Annotated in this window: 15 protein-coding genes; 11 read left to right on the top strand and 4 right to left on the bottom strand. The window is 62.5% G+C overall.

Annotation, left to right across the window (positions count from 1 at the left end; translation table 11 throughout):
- Positions 1–17: 17 nt before the first annotated feature.
- Entirely contained in the window at positions 18–1,994 is a 1,977-nt protein-coding gene (locus ACN9MY_RS27015; RefSeq protein ID WP_426319212.1) for a PAS domain S-box protein, read from the bottom strand.
- A gap of 122 nt (positions 1,995–2,116) precedes the next feature.
- Between ACN9MY_RS27015 and ACN9MY_RS27010 the strand changes: the two genes are divergently transcribed.
- The 4 genes from ACN9MY_RS27010 (at position 2,117) to ACN9MY_RS26995 (ending at position 5,068) form a co-directional block, all read left to right on the top strand.
- Entirely contained in the window at positions 2,117–3,109 is a 993-nt protein-coding gene (locus tag ACN9MY_RS27010) for a TRAP transporter substrate-binding protein (RefSeq protein WP_426319211.1), read from the top strand.
- A 326-nt stretch (positions 3,110–3,435) separates the two neighbouring features.
- Positions 3,436–3,960, top strand: a complete 525-nt coding sequence (locus tag ACN9MY_RS27005; RefSeq protein WP_426336387.1) for a methylated-DNA--[protein]-cysteine S-methyltransferase — start codon at positions 3,436–3,438, stop codon at positions 3,958–3,960.
- Positions 3,936–4,838 (top strand): site-specific tyrosine recombinase XerD, encoded by a 903-nt coding sequence (gene xerD, locus ACN9MY_RS27000; protein WP_426336386.1) that lies wholly within the window; start codon positions 3,936–3,938, stop codon positions 4,836–4,838. The genes ACN9MY_RS27005 and xerD overlap by 25 nt, the downstream gene beginning before the upstream one ends.
- A 56-nt stretch (positions 4,839–4,894) precedes the next feature.
- The gene (locus tag ACN9MY_RS26995) at positions 4,895–5,068 is read left to right on the top strand and encodes a hypothetical protein (protein WP_426164682.1); all 174 of its coding nucleotides are present in this window, start codon (positions 4,895–4,897) and stop codon (positions 5,066–5,068) included.
- An 81-nt stretch (positions 5,069–5,149) separates the two neighbouring features.
- Here the strand turns inward: ACN9MY_RS26995 and ACN9MY_RS26990 are convergent, their stop codons facing one another.
- Positions 5,150–8,272, bottom strand: coding sequence for an efflux RND transporter permease subunit (locus tag ACN9MY_RS26990; protein ID WP_426336385.1), 3,123 nt, complete (start codon positions 8,270–8,272; stop codon positions 5,150–5,152).
- Between the two features lie 11 nt (positions 8,273–8,283).
- Entirely contained in the window at positions 8,284–9,486 is a 1,203-nt protein-coding gene (locus ACN9MY_RS26985) for an efflux RND transporter periplasmic adaptor subunit (protein WP_426336384.1), read from the bottom strand.
- Between the two features lie 201 nt (positions 9,487–9,687).
- Between ACN9MY_RS26985 and ACN9MY_RS26980 the strand changes: the two genes are divergently transcribed.
- On the top strand, positions 9,688–12,120 hold the full coding sequence (locus ACN9MY_RS26980; protein WP_426319207.1) for a sensor domain-containing protein: 2,433 nt from the start codon (positions 9,688–9,690) through the stop codon (positions 12,118–12,120).
- Positions 12,117–12,722 (top strand): ORF6N domain-containing protein, encoded by a 606-nt coding sequence (locus tag ACN9MY_RS26975; protein WP_426319206.1) that lies wholly within the window; start codon positions 12,117–12,119, stop codon positions 12,720–12,722. Before ACN9MY_RS26980 ends, ACN9MY_RS26975 begins: the two co-directional genes overlap by 4 nt.
- On the opposite strand, the gene ACN9MY_RS26970 is transcribed toward ACN9MY_RS26975, so the two are convergent.
- Positions 12,646–13,605, bottom strand: a complete 960-nt coding sequence (locus tag ACN9MY_RS26970) for an endonuclease/exonuclease/phosphatase family protein (RefSeq protein ID WP_426319205.1) — start codon at positions 13,603–13,605, stop codon at positions 12,646–12,648. The two genes, ACN9MY_RS26975 and ACN9MY_RS26970, sit on opposite strands and share 77 nt — an antisense overlap.
- A gap of 38 nt (positions 13,606–13,643) precedes the next feature.
- On the opposite strand from ACN9MY_RS26970, the gene ybaK reads away from it, so the two are divergent.
- The 5 genes from ybaK to ACN9MY_RS26945 all read left to right on the top strand — a co-directional run bounded on the left by ybaK (position 13,644) and on the right by ACN9MY_RS26945 (position 16,911).
- Positions 13,644–14,135 (top strand): Cys-tRNA(Pro) deacylase, encoded by a 492-nt coding sequence (gene ybaK, locus ACN9MY_RS26965; protein WP_426164670.1) that lies wholly within the window; start codon positions 13,644–13,646, stop codon positions 14,133–14,135.
- A gap of 87 nt (positions 14,136–14,222) precedes the next feature.
- Complete coding sequence (gene plsY / locus ACN9MY_RS26960) at positions 14,223–14,846, top strand: glycerol-3-phosphate 1-O-acyltransferase PlsY (RefSeq protein ID WP_426164668.1); 624 nt, start codon at positions 14,223–14,225, stop codon at positions 14,844–14,846.
- A gap of 6 nt (positions 14,847–14,852) precedes the next feature.
- Positions 14,853–15,503, top strand: coding sequence for a DsbA family oxidoreductase (locus tag ACN9MY_RS26955; RefSeq protein ID WP_426164666.1), 651 nt, complete (start codon positions 14,853–14,855; stop codon positions 15,501–15,503).
- Positions 15,504–15,559: 56 nt separating this feature from the next.
- Entirely contained in the window at positions 15,560–16,603 is a 1,044-nt protein-coding gene (locus tag ACN9MY_RS26950; protein WP_426336383.1) for a GGDEF domain-containing protein, read from the top strand.
- Positions 16,604–16,620: 17 nt separating this feature from the next.
- Positions 16,621–16,911 (top strand): DUF427 domain-containing protein, encoded by a 291-nt coding sequence (locus ACN9MY_RS26945; protein ID WP_426319202.1) that lies wholly within the window; start codon positions 16,621–16,623, stop codon positions 16,909–16,911.
- Positions 16,912–16,956 lie beyond the last annotated feature (45 nt).

Raw genomic sequence — 16,956 nt, 5'->3', positions numbered from 1 at the left:
GGTCTCCCGAATTTGCTCTATTGGGCGCCGCCTGCGACCGGCAGCGTGAAAGTGAATATGGTACCGCCTTGCGGGTTGTCGCGGTGGGTCAATGTGCCGCCGTGGAACTCGATCGCGGTGCGGCAGATGTTGAGGCCCATGCCCATGCCTTCCGCCTTGGTCGAGAAGAAAGGCGAGAACAGGCGCTCGGCCACGTCCTGCGGAATGCCGTGGCCATTGTCAATGACCTGCACCACCACCATGCCGGCCAGCGGATCGTTTTCCGCCAGCACGCGCAGCACGCGTTTCAGCGGCTGCACGTCGGCCATGGCTTCGATGCCGTTGCGGGTCAGGTTCAGCAGCACCTGTTCGATCAGGAGGCGGTCGGCGCGCACCAGCGGCAGCAATTCCGGGATCTCGATCTGCAGCGAAACGTGGTGCTGGCGCGCCTGCAGTTCGATCAGCACCAGGATGGAGTCGAGCATCGATTGCAGCGCCACGTCCTGCCGCTCCGATTCGCGGTTCTTCACGAATTCGTGCACGCTGCGGATGATCTGGCCTGCGCGCTGTGCCTGCGCGCCGGCTTGCTCCAGCGCGGGCTTGAGCATGCCCGCATCGCCGCCGCGCGCAAGGATGTTCAGGGCGCCCGTGGTGTAGCTCGAAATGGCAGCCAGCGGCTGGTTCAGCTCGTGCGCCAGCATGGAAGCGATTTCGCCCATGGTGGCCAGGCGCGCGCTGGCCTGCAGCTTTTCCTGGTGCTGGCGGTTCAATTCCTCCATGCGCTTGCGGTCCGAGATGTCGAGGATGGAACCCATGTAGCCGGTGTGGCGGCCTTCCTTGTCCACCAGCGGCGCTTCGAACACCAGTACCGGAATGCGGGTGCCGTCGGGGCGCTGGAACAGGGTTTCGAATTCGGGGGTGACCGAGCCGGCCAGCACATTGGCCAGGCGGTGCTGGTATTCCTCCATGACGTCCGGCGCCCAATACGGCATGGGCGGCGAACGCCCGATCAGTTCTTCCGCCGGGTAGCCCACCATCTGGCAGAAGGCGGGATTGACATAGGTGATGCGGCCTTCCAGGTCGCGCGCGCGCAGGCCGGTCACCAGCGAATTTTCCATCGCGGTGCGGAAAGTCATTTGCTGCCGCAGTTCGCCTTCTGCCGCCAGCCGGCGCGAAATGTGGCCCCATAGTGCGAACAGGCTCCATAACAGGGCAAGAGAGAGCGCGATGACGGAGCCGACCAGCAGGTTGGGCAGCAGCTTCGGCTCGCTTTTCACGCTGTCCGTCATCAGGGTAATGGTGGCGCCGGGCAGGTCGAGGGCGCGCTTGTGGGTGTAGACGCCGTGGCCCGGGCCGGCCGAACTGCGGCGCGCCAGCACCTTGTCGTCGCGGTCGAGCAGCGAGATCTGGTTATCCTGGGCGAACCACCACGGCACCATTTCGTCGAGCAGGCTACTGAGCTGGAAAGTCGCTACCAGGCTGCCGATCCACTGGTCGCCGCGGTAGATCGGGAACAGCAGGTCCATTTTCAGCGCGTCCGGCGCGGCGTCGCCGCCAATCGGCTCCGGTTCGGCGTAGACGGGAGTGTGCGTGCGGCGCGCATGGTCCTGCGCCGCCAGCGCGGCTGAACCGAGCATGGCGTCGCCGGCCGGACTGGCCGGGGTGCCTTCGCTGGCCACGACGATGCGCCCTTTGGAATCGACCTGGACCACGCTTTTCAGCTCGGCGCCGTTTTTCAGCATGCGCCCCATGCGCTGCTGCACGTCGGCCGGCGCCAGGTGGCCGGCGGCGATTTCATTGGCCAGGCCGCGCAGGCTTTCTTCGTGGCGGCCAAGCTGGAAGCGGATCGATTGTTCGACCCACAGGGTATCGGCGATCAATTGCTCCTGCCGCTCGTTGCTCTCGAGCTGGCGCGCCTGCCAAGGGAGCCAGAACACGATGGCGACGAATAGCAGCACCAGGACTACCGGCAGCAGCCAGCGTATGGAAAAGGGCAGGGATATGCGTTTCAACATGCGCCGAGGGTAGCGAATCCAGTTGCTGCTTGTATTGTGGGTTTCCACAGTTGTGTGCCACCATTCCGCTGAAGACAATATAAAGTGAGAATAATAATGCACCAAAATCGCCGGGAGACCTTATGCATTTGAAGTCCCTCCTGGCCGCCTTCGGCGCGGCCGCACTTGTCACGTCCCAAGCATTCGCTCAGGCGCCCATCGTCATCAAATTCAGCCACGTCGTCGCGCCGGACACGCCCAAGGGGCAGGCGGCGGAGCGCTTCAAGCAGCTGGCGGAGAAGGCCACCGGCGGCCGCGTCAGGGTCCAGGTCTACCCGAACAGCCAGTTGTACAAGGACAAGGAAGAACTGGAAGCGCTGCAGCTGGGCGCGGTGCAGATGCTGGCCCCGTCGCTGGCCAAGTTCGGTCCGCTCGGCGTGAAGGAATTCGAGGTGTTCGACCTGCCGTACATCTTCCCCAACAAGACCGCGCTGTACAACGTGACCGAGGGCCCGATCGGCAAGTCGCTGCTGAAGAAGCTCGAGACCAAGGGCATTACCGGCCTGGCTTACTGGGACAATGGCTTCAAGGTCATGTCGGCCAACCGCCAGCTGCGCGTGCCGGCCGATTTCAAGGGCCTGAAGATGCGGATCCAGTCCTCCAAGGTGCTGGACATCCAGATGCGCGCGCTCGGTGCAGTGCCGCAATCGCTGGCCTTTTCCGAAGCGTATATGGCGCTGCAGACCGGCGTCGTGGATGGCACCGAGAACCCGCCCTCGAACATGTACACGCAAAAGATGCATGAGGTGCAAAAGCACCTGACCATCTCCAACCACGGCTACCTGGGCTACGCCGTCATCGTCAACAAGAAGTTCTGGGACGGCCTGCCGTCGGACATCCGCGGCAAGCTCGAAGGCGCCATGAAGGAAGCCACCACTTACGAAAAAGCCATCGCCCAGCGCGACAACGATATGGCGCTGGAAGCGATCCGCAAGTCCGGCAAGACCCAGATCTACAACCTGAGCGCGCAGGAACAGGCCCTGTGGCGCAATGCCCTGCTGCCGGTGCAAAAGCAGATGGAAGAGCGCATCGGCAAGGACCTGATCCAGGCCATCAATCGCGAGACAGCAAAATAAGTCCGCTGTCAAGTTGCTCAAAATAAATAACGATATTCGGAAAAAGATCGGTTACTATGGCCACGCCCCCGAACGGTGCGACTTGCACCATGATGGTTAAGGGCACAGGATTTAGTGGGGAGTGAAGAAGAAGAACAAGCGGCGCGGCCGCGGATCATAGAGGAGACACGCTGCCTGACAGTATGCTGTTGGCCGCCGCCACAAGCGGGGTTAAATGGCCGGGGTGGTGACAAAAAAGATTCAAGACGCACCTGCGGGTGCGTTTTTTTTTGCCCTATCCTGGCGCGCTGGTGTAGCATGATTGCCACAGTTTTATTGGAGTAAGCGTGACCGAAAAACAACATGTTGGCAGGGACTTCAGCGCCATCATCCATCTCCCGTTCGGCGCCATGGGCGTCGGCACGGCCGGCGCGGTCGTGACGGAAATGTTCTACCTGCCCGGCGACACGCCGGAAAAATCGCCCACCAATGCGCTGGCCGAACAAGCCGTGCAGCAGCTGCTGGCCTATTGCGACGATGCCGACTACGCCTTCGACCTGCCGCTGGCAACGCGCGGCAGCGAGTTCCAGCGCCGCGTGTGGCAAGCGCTGCGCGAAATCCCGCGCGGCCAGGTGCGCACCTATGGCGAGCTGGCCAGGCACCTTGATTCGGTGGCGCGCGCGGTGGGGCAGGCTTGTCGCAGCAATCCCTTCCCGCCGCTGGTGCCATGCCACCGCATGATGGGCGCCAGCAGCCTGGGCGGCTTTGCCGGCAGCGACGACCAGAACGGCTTCACCCTCGGCGTGAAGCGCTGGCTGCTGGCCCACGAAGGACATAAAGAGTATCAATGGCAGCAGGCAACCTTGCTCTGATTGACGAGTTCTGCGACAGCCTGTGGCTGGAGGACGGGCTGTCCAAAAACTCCCTGGATGCCTACCGGCGCGATTTGACGGCCTTTGCCAAATGGCTGGAAACGGCGCGGCCCTCGGTCGGCAGCCTGCATGCAGCCGGCACGGCCGACCTGCAAGCCTATTTCGCAGCCCGCCACGCAGACACCAAGGCCAGCTCGGCCAACCGCCGCCTGTCGGCCCTGAAGCGCTTCTACCAGTTGGCGCTGCGCCAGCGCCAGATCGCGCAAGATCCCTGCCTGCGCATGGCATCGGCCAAGCAGCCGCTGCGCTTCGTCCATACCCTGAGCGAAGCGCAGGTGGAAGCGCTGCTGGCTGCGCCGGACTTGCGCACGCCGCTGGGCATCCGCGACCGCACCATGCTGGAACTGATGTACGCCAGCGGCCTGCGCGTGTCGGAGCTGGTGGCGTTGAAGACGCTCGAGCTGAGCATGAACGACGGCGTGCTGCGCATCACCGGCAAGGGCGCCAAGACGCGCCTGGTGCCGTTCGGCGAACAGGCGCGCTTGTGGATCGAGCGCTACTTGCGCGAAGCGCGCGGTGTCATCCTCGACGGCAAGCAGGACGATGCGCTCTTCATCACCGGCCGCGGCGGGCCGATGACGCGGCAAATGTTCTGGGTCGTGGTGAAAAAGCAGGCCTTGAAGGCTGGCATTACCGCACCGCTGTCGCCGCACACGCTGCGCCACGCCTTCGCCACGCACCTGCTGAACCATGGCGCCGACCTGCGCGTGGTGCAGTTGCTTTTAGGCCACTCCGACATTTCCACCACACAGATCTATACCCATGTTGCCCGCGAGCGTCTGAAGCAGATTCATGCGCTACATCATCCGCGCGGATAATTTCGTTTGCGCAGCGCCGCCAATCGGCCTAATGTAGGCTTTCAGGAGGTATTTCCATGGCAAAGACGAATTTCGCATTCGAGAAACGCCAGCGAGAGCTGGAAAAGAAGCGCAAGGCTGAGGAAAAAGCGCAGAAAAAACTTGCATCCAAGAACCGGCCAGCCGACGAGCAGGATGCCGACGAGGCCGGCTACGAAACCGAAGAGACCGACACCACCAGTCCAGAATAGCCGAGCCCGTGTCACACTTGGGGCGTGACCCCATGGTGTGACACGGGCTCGGCTATTTGGCGGGCCGTCGGGCGAAACTGCTTACGCGGCTTCGGCTACGCTGGATTGTTCGGCGGCGGCTGCGTCGTCGTGGTGGCCGCGGCGCAGCCAGCGCTTGGCGCGCTTGCCGAAACTGTCGAGGTAGGTGTAGGCCACGGGCACCACGACCAGCGTCAGCAGGGTGGAGGTGATCACGCCGCCAATCACTGCCCGGCCCATCGGCGCCTGGGTTTCCCCGCCTTCGCCGAGGCCGATCGCCATCGGCAGCATGCCGAAGATCATTGCCAGGGTCGTCATCAGGATGGGACGCAGGCGCACCTGGCCGGCCGCCATGAGGGCGTCGAACTGGCTCATGCCGTCGCGCTGGCCGTGGTTGGTGAAGTCCACCAGCAGGATCGCGTTCTTGGTCACGAGGCCCATCAGCATGATCACGCCGATCACGGAGAACACGTTCAGCGTGGAGCCGGTCGCCAGCAGCGCCACCAGCACGCCGATCAGCGACATCGGCAGCGATACCATGATCGCAATCGGCTGCAGGAAGCTGCCGAACTGCGACGCCAGCACGATGTAAATGAACACCACGGCGATGCTCAGCGCCGTGATGGCGCCGTTCATCGTTTCGGCCATCTGCTGCGCATTGCCGGCCACGTCGAAGCGCACGCCGTCCGGCAGCGTCATCGAGTCCATGGCTTTTTTCACGTCGGCATCCACGTCGCCGGCGGGGCGGCCTTCGGTCGCGGCGTAGATGGCCACCCGGCGCTGCAGGGCCTGGCGTTTCAGCACCTGCGGGCTGAAGCCTGGCACAAAGTCCACCACCTGGCGCAGCGGCACCATCAGCGGGTTGCCGTCCGGGCCGGTCTTGCTCGAGGTGAGCGACAGGTCGGCCAGGTCAGCGATGCGCTGGCGGCCGGACTTGGGCAACTGCACATTGACTTCATAGTTCTGGCCGTCCGCCGCCAGCCAGTAGCTGGCCGTGTCGCCCGCGACGAAAGGACGCATGGCGCTGCCGATCTGCTGCACGCTCAGTCCCAGGTCGCTGGCCAGTTCGTTATTGATCTTGATCAGCGTCGACGGGTTGGCGCCTTCCTGGCTGTATTCCAGGTCGGCCACGCCCTTGATCTTGCGCATCTTGGCCATCAGCGCCTGCGCGGTCTGCTCCAGCTTGGCTTCGTCGGTGCCGAGGATGGCGATGAAGATCGGCTTCTGGCCCACCGACAGGGTAATGCCCGGAATGCGCTCGATGCGCTTGCGGATCGCGCCTTCCAGCTTTTGCTGGGACTGGCGGTGGGTTTTCTTGACGTCGGTCAGCTTGATGCGCAGGAAGGAGATGTGGCGGCCGGCAGGATCGCCGACATTGGCCGTGACGGCGTCGACCTCGGGAAACTCCTTCAGCGCCGCCTCTACCTGCTGCACCTTGGCGTCGTTGTAATCCAGGCTGGAGCCGACCGGCACCTTGAGCTGCAGCACAATCTGGCCCTGGTCGGTTTCCGGGAACATCTCGCCGCCGATCATCGGCACCAGCATCAGGCTGCCGGCGAACAGGCCGAAGGCGGTGGCGAGCGTCAGCTTGCGCCATCTCAGCGCCAGGGCCAGCACCTTGCCATACAGCTTGTGCACCTTCTCCACGCCATGTTCGACTTTCTCCATGATGCGGCCCAGCCACGGCAGGTATTTGAAGCGGTCCTTGACCGGGTCATGCCATACCGACGACAGCATCGGGTCGAGGGTGAAGGAGACAAAGAGCGATACCAGCACCGCCACCGTCACGGTCACGCCGAACTGCAGGAAGAAGCGGCCGATGATGCCGTCCATGAAGGCGACCGGCACGAACACGGCGACAATGGCAAAGGTGGTCGCCATCACGGCGATGCCGATTTCATTGGTGCCGTCCTCCGCCGCCTTGCGGTGGTGCTTGCCGAAGCCGAGGTGGCGCACGATGTTCTCGCGTACCACGATGGCGTCGTCGATCAGCAAGCCAATGCACAGCGACAGCGCCATCAGCGTCAGGAAGTTCAGCGTGAAGCCGAAGGCCTTCATGGCGATGAAGGAGGCCAGCACCGAGATCGGCAGCGTCAGGCCGGTGATGATGGTCGAGCGCCAGGAGTGCAGGAAAAAGAACACGATCACCATGGTCAGGATCGCGCCTTCGATGATGGTGCGCTTGACGTTGTCGAGCTGTGCCTGCACGCGCTCCGATTGCGAATCGAGAACCTTGATCTTGATGTCTTCCGGCAGGGTCTTGCGCAGGTTTTCCACCACCTTCAGGATGCCGTTGCCGACTTCGACCACGTTGGCGTCCTGTACCTTGGTGATGTCGAGCGAGACGGCGGGCTTGCCGTTGACGCGCGAGATCGACTGTTCCTCCGCCTCGCCGTCGATCACGTCGGCCACCTGGTCCAGGTAGACCGGGCCGTTGGCGCGGCGCGCCACGATGATCTTGTTGAATTCCACCGCTTCTTTCAGCTTGCCTTCCACCCGCACCAGGGTTTCGGTGACGTCGGCCGACAGGCGTCCGGCCGGAAGGTTGGCGTTGGTGTTCTGGATGGCGCGCATCACTTCGTCCACGCCCACGCCTTGTGCCCGCATGTCGGCCGGGCGCAGGCTGACCAGCATCTGGCGCTTGGTGGTGCCGAATACGCGCACCTGGCCCACGCCCGGCACGCCCTGGAAGCGCTTGGCCAGGATCTGGTCGGTCATGGTGGACAGGTCGCGCAGGCTGCGCTTGTCCGAGCTGAACGACAGGCTGACGATGGGCTGGTCGTTCTCGCCTTCGGCCCGGGCGATGAAGGGCTCCTTCGCTTCGCGCGGGAATTTCGGACGCACCAGCGCAATCTTGTCGCGCATGTCCTGCATCGCCTTGTCCATATTGGTGGACAGTTCGAATTCGACGTAGACGCCGGCCTTGCCTTCCCACGAATTGGCGCGGATGGTCTTGACGCCGGACACGGTGTTGACGATGTCCTCGATCGGGCGCGTGATGTCGTTTTCCACCGCTTCCGGCGAGGCGCCCGGATACACCACCTCGATTGCGGCGAAGGGAAAGGAAACGTTCGGCATGGATTCCACGCCGAGCCCCTTGTAAGAGAAGATGCCAAGCACCATCAGCGCCACCATCACCATGGTGGCAAAGACCGGCTGGCGGATCGAGATTTTAGTGATCCACATGACGGCGCCCCTTAACCTTTGGCCGCTGCCAGCATGGCCGGCCTGGCGGCGGGAACGCCTGCCGGGGCAGCCAGCTTGACCTTGGCGCCCGGCTTCACCCCTTCCAGCTTCGAGATGATCACGTTGGCGCCCTTGTCCAGGCCCGCGGTCACTTCGGCCAGGCCCACGTCCTCGCTGCGCAGGCCAAGGCTGACCGGCTGTGCCACGACGATGCCGTCGGCGACCTTGTAGACCACCTGCTTGCCCGCCTCTTCGCGCAAGGCAGCCAGCGGCACCATCGGCGCTTCCTTGGTGCGCTCGGTGGTGATATTCCCCTTGGCGAACATGCCGCCGCGCAGCACGCCGTCGGCGTTCGGCACCGAGATATACACCAGCATGGCGCGCGAACCGGTTTCCGTGGTCGGGTTGATGCGCGCTACCTTGCCGCTGAATTCGCGCTTGGCGAAGCCGTCGACGCGGAAGCTGACTTCCTGGCCGATTTTCACGCGCGGGATATCGGTGGTGGGCACTTGCGCTTCCAGCGTCAGCTCTTGCAGGCCGACGATGGTGTAGACGGGCATGTCAGGCGCGACCTTATCGCCCGCCTGCACATGACGTTTGGAGATGATCCCGCTGATCGGTGCGCGGATGACGCTGTCGTTCAGCGCGATGCGGGCCAGGTCGACCATGGCGGAAGCCGATTTGACGTTGGCATGCGCCAGCTCGACGGCATTGGCCGTGGTATCGAAGCTGGTCTGCGAGATGAATTTTTGCGACAACAGCGCTTTCGCGTTGTATTCGTTTTTCTGGGCCATGCTCAGCCTGGCATGCGCCTCTTCCAGCATGGCCTGCTGCTGGGCCAGGCGCGCTTTCAGGTCGGCCTGGTCGAGGCGGGCCAGCACTTGCCCTTCCTGCACTGAGACGCCCTCGCGCAGCGTGGCTTCCTGCACCTGGCCCGACACTTTCGATTTGATGGTGGCCTGGTTGACCGGGATCAGTGAACCCGACAAGGGGAGTCCAACCGAGAGCGGCCGCGCATCGATGGCGGCCACGTCGGCACTGGCCAGCTCGAGCACAGGCTCGGCCTTGGCGGCCGCTGCCTTTGGCGTTTCTGCCGGCTTGGCCTGCGATTTCATAACGGTCCAGCTACCGCCCGCCAGGCCCAGTACTACCAGGCCGATCACGGGAAGGCGCCAGCGTTTTGGGGATTTCAGGTGCACGGGTTGTGGGCTCATTATTGTCTCTTCATCAAAGTTGTCCGCTGGCGCGGATTGCGATGGTGACACTGTAGGTTTTAACAAGTCCAGCGGCCATGTAAATGCGATAAAGCGCATAAACGGCGACTTGAAATGCAAAAAGTGCGGATGGAGCGGCGCTTGTCAGGCACCTTTGACATAGCGCAAACGAAAAAACGCGAAGCGGGCGAAAAATGTGGCATGAGCACTCCCTCGCCTGCCGACTTGACTCCCGTCCATGCAGCGCTCGACTTGATCGCGCGCATGGTGGGGGCGCTTGAACAGACGCCGCTGGTCGCGATCAGCAGCCTGGACCGCGAAGGCAAGGTGACATTCTGCAATTCGCAGTTTGCGAGCCTGGCTGGCCTGACGATGCAGGAGGCGATCGGCCGGCCTCTGGCTGAACTGATGTCGCGCGCCGAACGGCAAGATGAGCATGACGCCATGGTGGAAGAAGTATGGCGCAGCGGCAAGCCAGGCCCGCTTGGCGACTGGCATGTGCGCGCATTTTCCGGACGCGACCTCTGGTTGTATTCGACCAAGGTTCCGGTCTGGCAGGACGGCGAGTTGGCGCAGGTTGTCTGCATGGATGTCGATGTCACCCAGCGCAAGGATGATGAATCGGCGCTGCGCGCAGTCGGGGAAAATTTTTCCCAGATGTTCGCCCGTTCCAGCGATGCGGTGTTGATCATGCGTGACGGCATGATCGTGGAGGTTAACCCCGCTGCCATGCGCCTGTTCAAATGCGACTCAGCGGCACGCCTGGCAGGCCACCGCTTGCATACCTTTTCGCCGCTGCGCCAGCCGGGAGGCGAATTGTCGGAAACGGCGGTGGCGAGCCGGGAAGCAGTCGCCTTTAGCGATGGCAATAGCCGTTTCGAATGGTGCTACACCGATTGCGATGGCACAGCATTCTGGGCCGAGGTATTGATGACTGCCCTGCAGCCCGGACAGTCGGACCTGCTGTATGTGGTTGTGCGCGACATCTCTGACCGCAAGCAAGCCGAGCGCACGGTACGGCTGGCGGCCCAGGTGTTTGAAAATAGCCGCGATGCCATCGTGCTGACGGACCGGCGCCGCCACATCATTGCCAGCAACCGCGCTTATTCGCAGACCACCGGCTTTGCGGCGGAAGAACTGCTGGGCCAGCCGATCAGCCTGTATCGCTCCGGCGTGCAGGACGAGTCGTTCTATCGTGAGGTATGGAGCCAGGTCGAAGCCAGCGATCACTGGCAGGGCGAAACCTGGGCCCGTCGCAAGAACGGAGAGATTTTCCCGTGTTGGGTCAGTGTGACAGCGATCCGGGACCAGGCCGGTCTGGTGTCGAATTATATGGGCAGCCTGTCCGATATCACGGAGCGCAAAAGGACCGAGGAATATACGCGCCACCTGGCAGAGCATGATTTCTTGACCGATCTGCCAAACCGCGTGCTGCTGCTCGACCGCCTCAATCTGGCGCTGGCGGCAGCGCGCCGCAGCAAGAGTTCGCTGGCAGTACTGTTCCTCGACCTGGACCGCTTCAAGATGATCAACGACACGCTCGGCCACGCGGTGGGTGACCGCTTGCTGAAAGAGGTCGCCGCCCGCTTGCTGAAATGCGTGCGCAGCGTCGACACGGTGAGCCGGCATGGCGGCGACGAATTCGTGGTCGTGCTGGCGGAGGTTGGTGGGCCGGAGCGCGCGGCGCATGTGGCCGAGACGGTGTTGCAGGCGGTCACGCAGGAATATGTGCTGGGCGAGCACCTGCTGCATGTCTCGACCTCAATCGGCATTGCCATGTTCCCGTCGGACGGGGCGGACATCGACAGCCTGGTAAAACATGCGGATATCGCGATGTACCACGCCAAGCAGGCCGGGCGCGACCGCTACCAGTTCTTTGGACAGGAAATGAACGCACGCGTGGTTGTGCATGCCAGCCTGGAAAAGGGCCTGCGGCGTGCACTGGACGAGGGCCAGTTCGAACTGGCTTACCAGCCGGAAGTCGACATCGCCAGTGGCGAAGTGGTTGGCATGGAGGCGCTGCTGCGCTGGCGCCATCCGGAGCAGGGCTTGCTGTTGCCACAGGATTTTCTGAACGTGGCGCAGGAGTCGGGACTCATGGTGGCAATTGGTGGCTGGGTGTTGCGCAGCGCCTGCAGCCGCGCGCGCAAATGGCTGGAAGATGGGGGGGCGCTGGTGGTTTCGGTGAATATTGCGATTGGCCAGTTCATGCACAAGAATTTTGTCGACAGCGTGGCTGAGGCGTTGCGCGGCAGTGGCCTGGCGCCGCAGTGGCTGGAACTGGAACTGACCGAAGACACCATCATGCGTGGCGGCTCGGACGTGCCGGAGAAGCTTGGTGCGTTGCGGGAGCTTGGTGTGCGAGTGTCGATCGATGATTTCGGGACTGGCTATTCGCAATTGATGCAGTTGAAGGAATTCCCTATCTACAAACTGAAGATTGCCCAATCCTTCATGGACAATGGCACGGATGCCACCGCCATTCGCACCATCATTGCGATGGCGCGCAGCCTGGACATGACAGTCATCGCCGAAGGCGTCGAAACTGAGGACCAGCTTCAGTTGCTGAGAGAGCTTGGCTGCGACCAGTACCAGGGGCAACTGGCGGAAAATGCAGTAAGGACGACGCCATGACGCGTGAATCGATTGCCAGCCGCATTTTGGTTTTACGTAGGCAGCGGGTCATGCTGGACGCGGATCTTGCCGAGCTGTATGGTGTGCCGACCAAAGCACTTAATCAGGCCGTACGACGCAACAGCCGTCGCTTCCCGCCAGATTTTATGTTCCAGCTCACTACGCTTGAGAAACGCGAGGTGGTCACAAACTGTGACCACCTCGCGCGACTGAAGTTTGCGAGAACCCTTCCTTTTGCCTTTACTGAACATGGGTCAATCCAGGCATCCAATGTGCTCAACACCGGACAGGCAATCGAAATGGGTCTTTATGTCGTGCGAGCCTTCCTTCACCTTCGGGAACTCGTTGCCGCGCACGATGGCCTTGCTGCGCGGTTAGATGAGCTTGCCGCTCTGGTGGCGCGTGGCCAGGAGTCAACGCGAGTTGAGTTGAAGGCCATGGTGGACGTACTCAGGCAACTGGCCCGGCCTGCCGAGGCGCCAGCCAAGCGGCCGATCGGCTTCGTGGTCACTGACGAACGGCCGGCTAGCGCAGCCGCAGCCGCACCAGCACCTGGCCGTGGTCGGAAACCTCGGGCCGCTCCTGGCGCAAGTGGTCGTTGAAGTAGCTGACGTCCAGCACTTCGCCGATGGCGCGCGGCGAGGCAGGGTTGAATTCTTCCGACACCAGCACGTGGTCGATGGTGGAGTAGTGTCCTTCGTGGATGCTGGTATAGGCCACATGGCGCAGATGGTCTTGCCGCAGCTGGATCTGGTTGGCGTCATACATGCGGCCGCGCCGCTCGTCGCCGGGCATCATGCCGCCGCCGTTGCCCAGCACGATGGTGGTGGTCACCGCGTCGGCTGTGTCGTTGAAATCACCCAGAACGATGCAAGGCCGGCGCGTTTCACGCATCATTTTGCTTAACAGGACACGCAGGGCCACCGCTTCCGTACCGCGCCACACCAGCGAGCGCAGGCTGGCCATGGCCAGGTGCAGCGGATCTTCCGAGGTGTCGCCGCTGCGGTAATCCGGCCGCCGCGATTTCAGGTGGACCACGATGACGTCCACCACCACTTCGTTGGGCAGCATGATCTGGGCGTGCAGGGGCGCGCGGGCGAAGCGGTCCGCTTCCGGCAGGCCCGAGTCGGCCGGCACGCCTTCAGGGAAATTGGCATAGACTTCCGGCGCGGCAGCCAAAGGCAGGCGCGACACCAGCGCCACATTAGGCGTCAAACGAGAGGCGTGGGGATCGGGATCGAAGCCGGCATGCACGGCATCGCGATACTTACGGGACCGCGCGAGCACGTCGCGCAGCGCTGCCTGGGAGAAGATCTCCTGGAAGCCGATCACGTCGGCATCGAGCTGGTCCAGCTGCTGCGCGGTCCATTCCGCCTTGGCCTCGTACTCCTGCTCCGTCAAAGGCTGCAGGTTGTCGTACAGTTTCGCCCCTGGCGGGGCAAGGTTGCAGACATTGAAGGTGGCAAAGCGAATTTCTTGCTGCATAATGAGAAACTCCTCTCTTGGCACTAGCGTATCACGGCATGGCAAAAAAAGAGCACATTTCCGAAACCCCGGCGACAGCCTTGCTGCGCAAGCACAAAGTCGCATTTTCCGAACATCCTTATGAGTACGAAGAGCATGGCGGTACCTCCGTCTCTTCGCGCGAGCTGGGCGTCGATGAACACCATGTGGTGAAGACCCTGGTGATGCAGGACGAGGCGGCCAAGCCGCTGATCGTGCTGATGCACGGCGACTGCAAGGTATCGACCAAGAACCTGGCCCGAAATATCGGCTGCAAGTCCGTTGAGCCGTGCAAGCCCGAGGTGGCGCAGCGCCATTCCGGCTACATGGTGGGCGGCACATCGCCGTTCGGCACCAAGAAGGCAATGCCGGTCTATGTCGAGGAAAGCATCCTTGGCCTGGAAACGATTTATATCAATGGCGGGCGCCGTGGCTTCCTGATTGGTATCAAGCCAGCGGTCCTGACCGAGGTGCTGGCGGCCAGGCCGGTGCAATGCGCATTGGCGGATTGATAAGATTGCCTGCGGCCGCGCCGCCCGAGCCGGACGGTATGGTGTATAGTCGCTGCCGCATATAAAAACAAGGAATCCTGGGGATTTATGATTACTCTGCTTTTGATTATTGGCGCTTACCTGATCGGCTCGATTTCCTTCGCCGTGGTGGTGAGCAAGTTCTACGGCCTGGACGATCCGCGCACCTATGGTTCCGGCAACCCCGGCGCCACCAATGTGCTGCGCAGCGGTAACAAGGGTGCGGCGATCTGGACCTTGATCGGCGATGCCTTCAAAGGTTGGCTGGCCGTGTTCCTGGTCGACCATTTCCAGCAGCAACTGGGCCTGGGCTACCAGGCGGACCAGGCCATCGCACTGGTGGCCGTGGCCGTGTTTGTTGGCCACTTGTGGCCGGTATTCTTCAAGTTCGTCGGTGGCAAGGGCGTGGCCACGGCGCTGGGCGTGCTGCTGGCATTGAATGTATGGCTGGGCCTGGCAACGCTGGCGACCTGGCTGGTGGTGGCTTACGCCTTCCGCTATTCCTCGCTGGCTGCGCTGGTCGCTTCCGTGTTCGCACCGTTCTACTACGGCTTGCTGTTCGGCGCCGAGCCGCAACTGGCTGCCGTCCTGGCCATGAGCGGTTTGCTGGTTTGGCGCCATTCCAAAAATATTGCTAACCTTATTGCTGGCAAAGAAAGCCGCATCGGCAGCAAAGCCAAGAAAAAGGCCTAGAAAACCATGACTACCACCCCGATCCGCATCGACTTCGTTTCCGACGTCTCCTGTCCCTGGTGTGCGATCGGGCTGAACAGCCTGGAAGTGGCGCTGGGCCGTCTTGGCGAAAGCGTCCAGGCGCAAATCCACTTCCAGCCCTTCGAGCTGAATCCGCACATGGTGCCGGAAGGGCAGGACATCACCGAGCACCTGCGCCAGAAATACGGCGCCAGCCCCGCCCAGCAGGAACAGACCCGTGAAATGATCCGCCAGCGCGGCGCCGATGTCGGTTTCGACTTCGCCATGGGCATGCGTAGCCGGATTTACAACACGTTTGATGCGCACCGGCTGCTGCATTGGGCCGGCGAACATGGCAAGCAGAAAGAGCTGAAAAAGGCCCTGTTCGATGCGTATTTCACGCGCGGCCAGGATCCAAGCTCGCGCACCCTGCTGGTGCAACTGGCGGGCAAGGTCGGCCTGGACGAGGCGGAGGCAGTGCAAGTGCTGTCATCTGGCCGCTACGCGCAGGAAGTTCGCGATATGGAGCATTTCTACCACCGCAACGGCATCCAGTCGGTGCCGGCCGTCATCATCAATGAAAAGCATCTCATCTCCGGCGGGCAGCCGCCGGAAGCCTTTGAGCGAGCCCTGCGGCAAATAGTGGCTGCCAAATAAAACTATTATCTTGCTAACAACCTTGTTACACTTGGTACCGTAACAAGGGAGAGAGCATGTCTGCCGCCGAAAAAATCATAACAACGCTGTACCCCGGGCAGTCGGACGACCACAAGCGCCTGGCTGCGCTGCACCGCTACGGCGCCCTCGATGCGCCAGCGAGCGAAGATTTCACCTTCCTGACAGAGCTGGCCGCCAAGGCCTGCGACGTTCCGTATGCCTTCATCACGCTGGTCGATGGCGAACGCGCCGTCGTCAAGTCCTGCATCGGGCTGGCGCTGGATTCCATGCCGCGCAGCCAGTGCTATTGCTCGCTGGCGGTGCTGGGCGAAGCGGCCACCGAGATCGGCGACCTGGGCCGGGATGCCCGCACGGCCGGCATGCCGCTGACCGTCGCTGCGCCGTTCATGCGCATGTACAGCAGCGTGCCGCTGACCAGCAGGGATGGCTTCGCGATCGGCACCCTGTGTGTGATGGACACCAAACCAGGCTGCCTGTCGACCTCCCAACGCGACATGCTGCGCAAACTGGCGCGCCAGGTCATGGCCCTGTTCGAACTGCACGCCAGCGAACGGGCGCTGAAAGACTCGAAGGATGAGCTGGAGACCCTGGCTACCACCGATGAGCTGACCGGCTTGCATAACCGCCGCTCCCTGATGAGCCGCCTGCGTTTTGAAGTGGCCCGAACGCGCCGCTTCCGCACGCCGCTGTCGGCCGTGATGGTGGACGTCGACCACTTCAAGAACGTCAACGATGAGTTCGGCCACCAGCTGGGCGACGAAGTGCTGGCCGCGATCGGCCGCCTGGTGCGCGAAAACGTGCGGGTGATCGACGTGGCCGGACGCTACGGCGGCGAAGAATTGTGTATCCTGTTGCCGAACACGCCGCCCGAAGGCGCGCGCAAGTTCGCAGAGACGTTGCGGTCGCGGATCGAGGCCCAGGTGCATGGCGCCGGGGCGCGCACGGTCGCGGTGACGGCCAGCCTTGGCGTCGGCTCCTTCAATCACATGGATATTGATGATGCCGAGATGCTGCTGAAGCAGGCTGACGCCGCACTGTTCCGCGCCAAAGCCGGGGGCCGCAACCGTGTGGAAGGTTGAACAGGACAGGAGTTTGCATGCCGAAGGCAATTTGGAATGGCGCCGTGATTGCGGAAGCCGATAGCAGCGAAGTCGAGATCGTCGAGCACAACATCTATTTCCCGCCGTCGCGGGTCAGGAAGGACTATCTCCAGCCGAGCCAGCACACCACGCTGTGTCCATGGAAGGGCGTGGCCAGTTATTACAACGTGGTGGTGGATGGCAAGGTGAACGCCAACGCCGCCTGGTATTACCCGAGCCCGAAAGAAGCGGCCAACAACATCAAGGACCGGATCGCCTTCTGGCACGGCGTCGAAGTCCAGCATTAATTGTTGAAAGTCGGGGTCAGGTCTGGCAATCGGACACAGGCTCAG

The sequence above is a fragment of the Pseudoduganella sp. R-31 genome, from assembly GCF_049913235.1.
GTDB lineage: Bacteria > Pseudomonadota > Gammaproteobacteria > Burkholderiales > Burkholderiaceae_D > Rugamonas.
Note: the sequence above shows the minus strand (reverse complement) of the source record. Positions and strands in the feature narration are given on the sequence as shown.

What these genes read in the sequence shown, in the direction of transcription:
- ACN9MY_RS26980 (WP_426319207.1), top strand. Translation starts at nt 9,688, where the DNA reads ATGAGCACTCCCTCGCCTGCCGACTTGACTCCCGTCCATGCAGCGCTC.
- ACN9MY_RS26945 (WP_426319202.1), top strand. Translation starts at nt 16,621, where the DNA reads ATGCCGAAGGCAATTTGGAATGGCGCCGTGATTGCGGAAGCCGATAGC.
- ACN9MY_RS26950 (WP_426336383.1), top strand. Translation starts at nt 15,560, where the DNA reads ATGTCTGCCGCCGAAAAAATCATAACAACGCTGTACCCCGGGCAGTCG.
- ACN9MY_RS26975 (WP_426319206.1), top strand. Translation starts at nt 12,117, where the DNA reads ATGACGCGTGAATCGATTGCCAGCCGCATTTTGGTTTTACGTAGGCAG.
- ybaK (WP_426164670.1), top strand. Translation starts at nt 13,644, where the DNA reads ATGGCAAAAAAAGAGCACATTTCCGAAACCCCGGCGACAGCCTTGCTG.
- ACN9MY_RS26970 (WP_426319205.1), bottom strand. Translation starts at nt 13,605, where the DNA reads ATGCAGCAAGAAATTCGCTTTGCCACCTTCAATGTCTGCAACCTTGCC.
- ACN9MY_RS26995 (WP_426164682.1), top strand. Translation starts at nt 4,895, where the DNA reads ATGGCAAAGACGAATTTCGCATTCGAGAAACGCCAGCGAGAGCTGGAA.
- ACN9MY_RS26985 (WP_426336384.1), bottom strand. Translation starts at nt 9,486, where the DNA reads ATGAGCCCACAACCCGTGCACCTGAAATCCCCAAAACGCTGGCGCCTT.
- plsY (WP_426164668.1), top strand. Translation starts at nt 14,223, where the DNA reads ATGATTACTCTGCTTTTGATTATTGGCGCTTACCTGATCGGCTCGATT.
- ACN9MY_RS26955 (WP_426164666.1), top strand. Translation starts at nt 14,853, where the DNA reads ATGACTACCACCCCGATCCGCATCGACTTCGTTTCCGACGTCTCCTGT.
- ACN9MY_RS27010 (WP_426319211.1), top strand. Translation starts at nt 2,117, where the DNA reads ATGCATTTGAAGTCCCTCCTGGCCGCCTTCGGCGCGGCCGCACTTGTC.
- xerD (WP_426336386.1), top strand. Translation starts at nt 3,936, where the DNA reads ATGGCAGCAGGCAACCTTGCTCTGATTGACGAGTTCTGCGACAGCCTG.
- ACN9MY_RS26990 (WP_426336385.1), bottom strand. Translation starts at nt 8,272, where the DNA reads ATGTGGATCACTAAAATCTCGATCCGCCAGCCGGTCTTTGCCACCATG.
- ACN9MY_RS27015 (WP_426319212.1), bottom strand. Translation starts at nt 1,994, where the DNA reads ATGTTGAAACGCATATCCCTGCCCTTTTCCATACGCTGGCTGCTGCCG.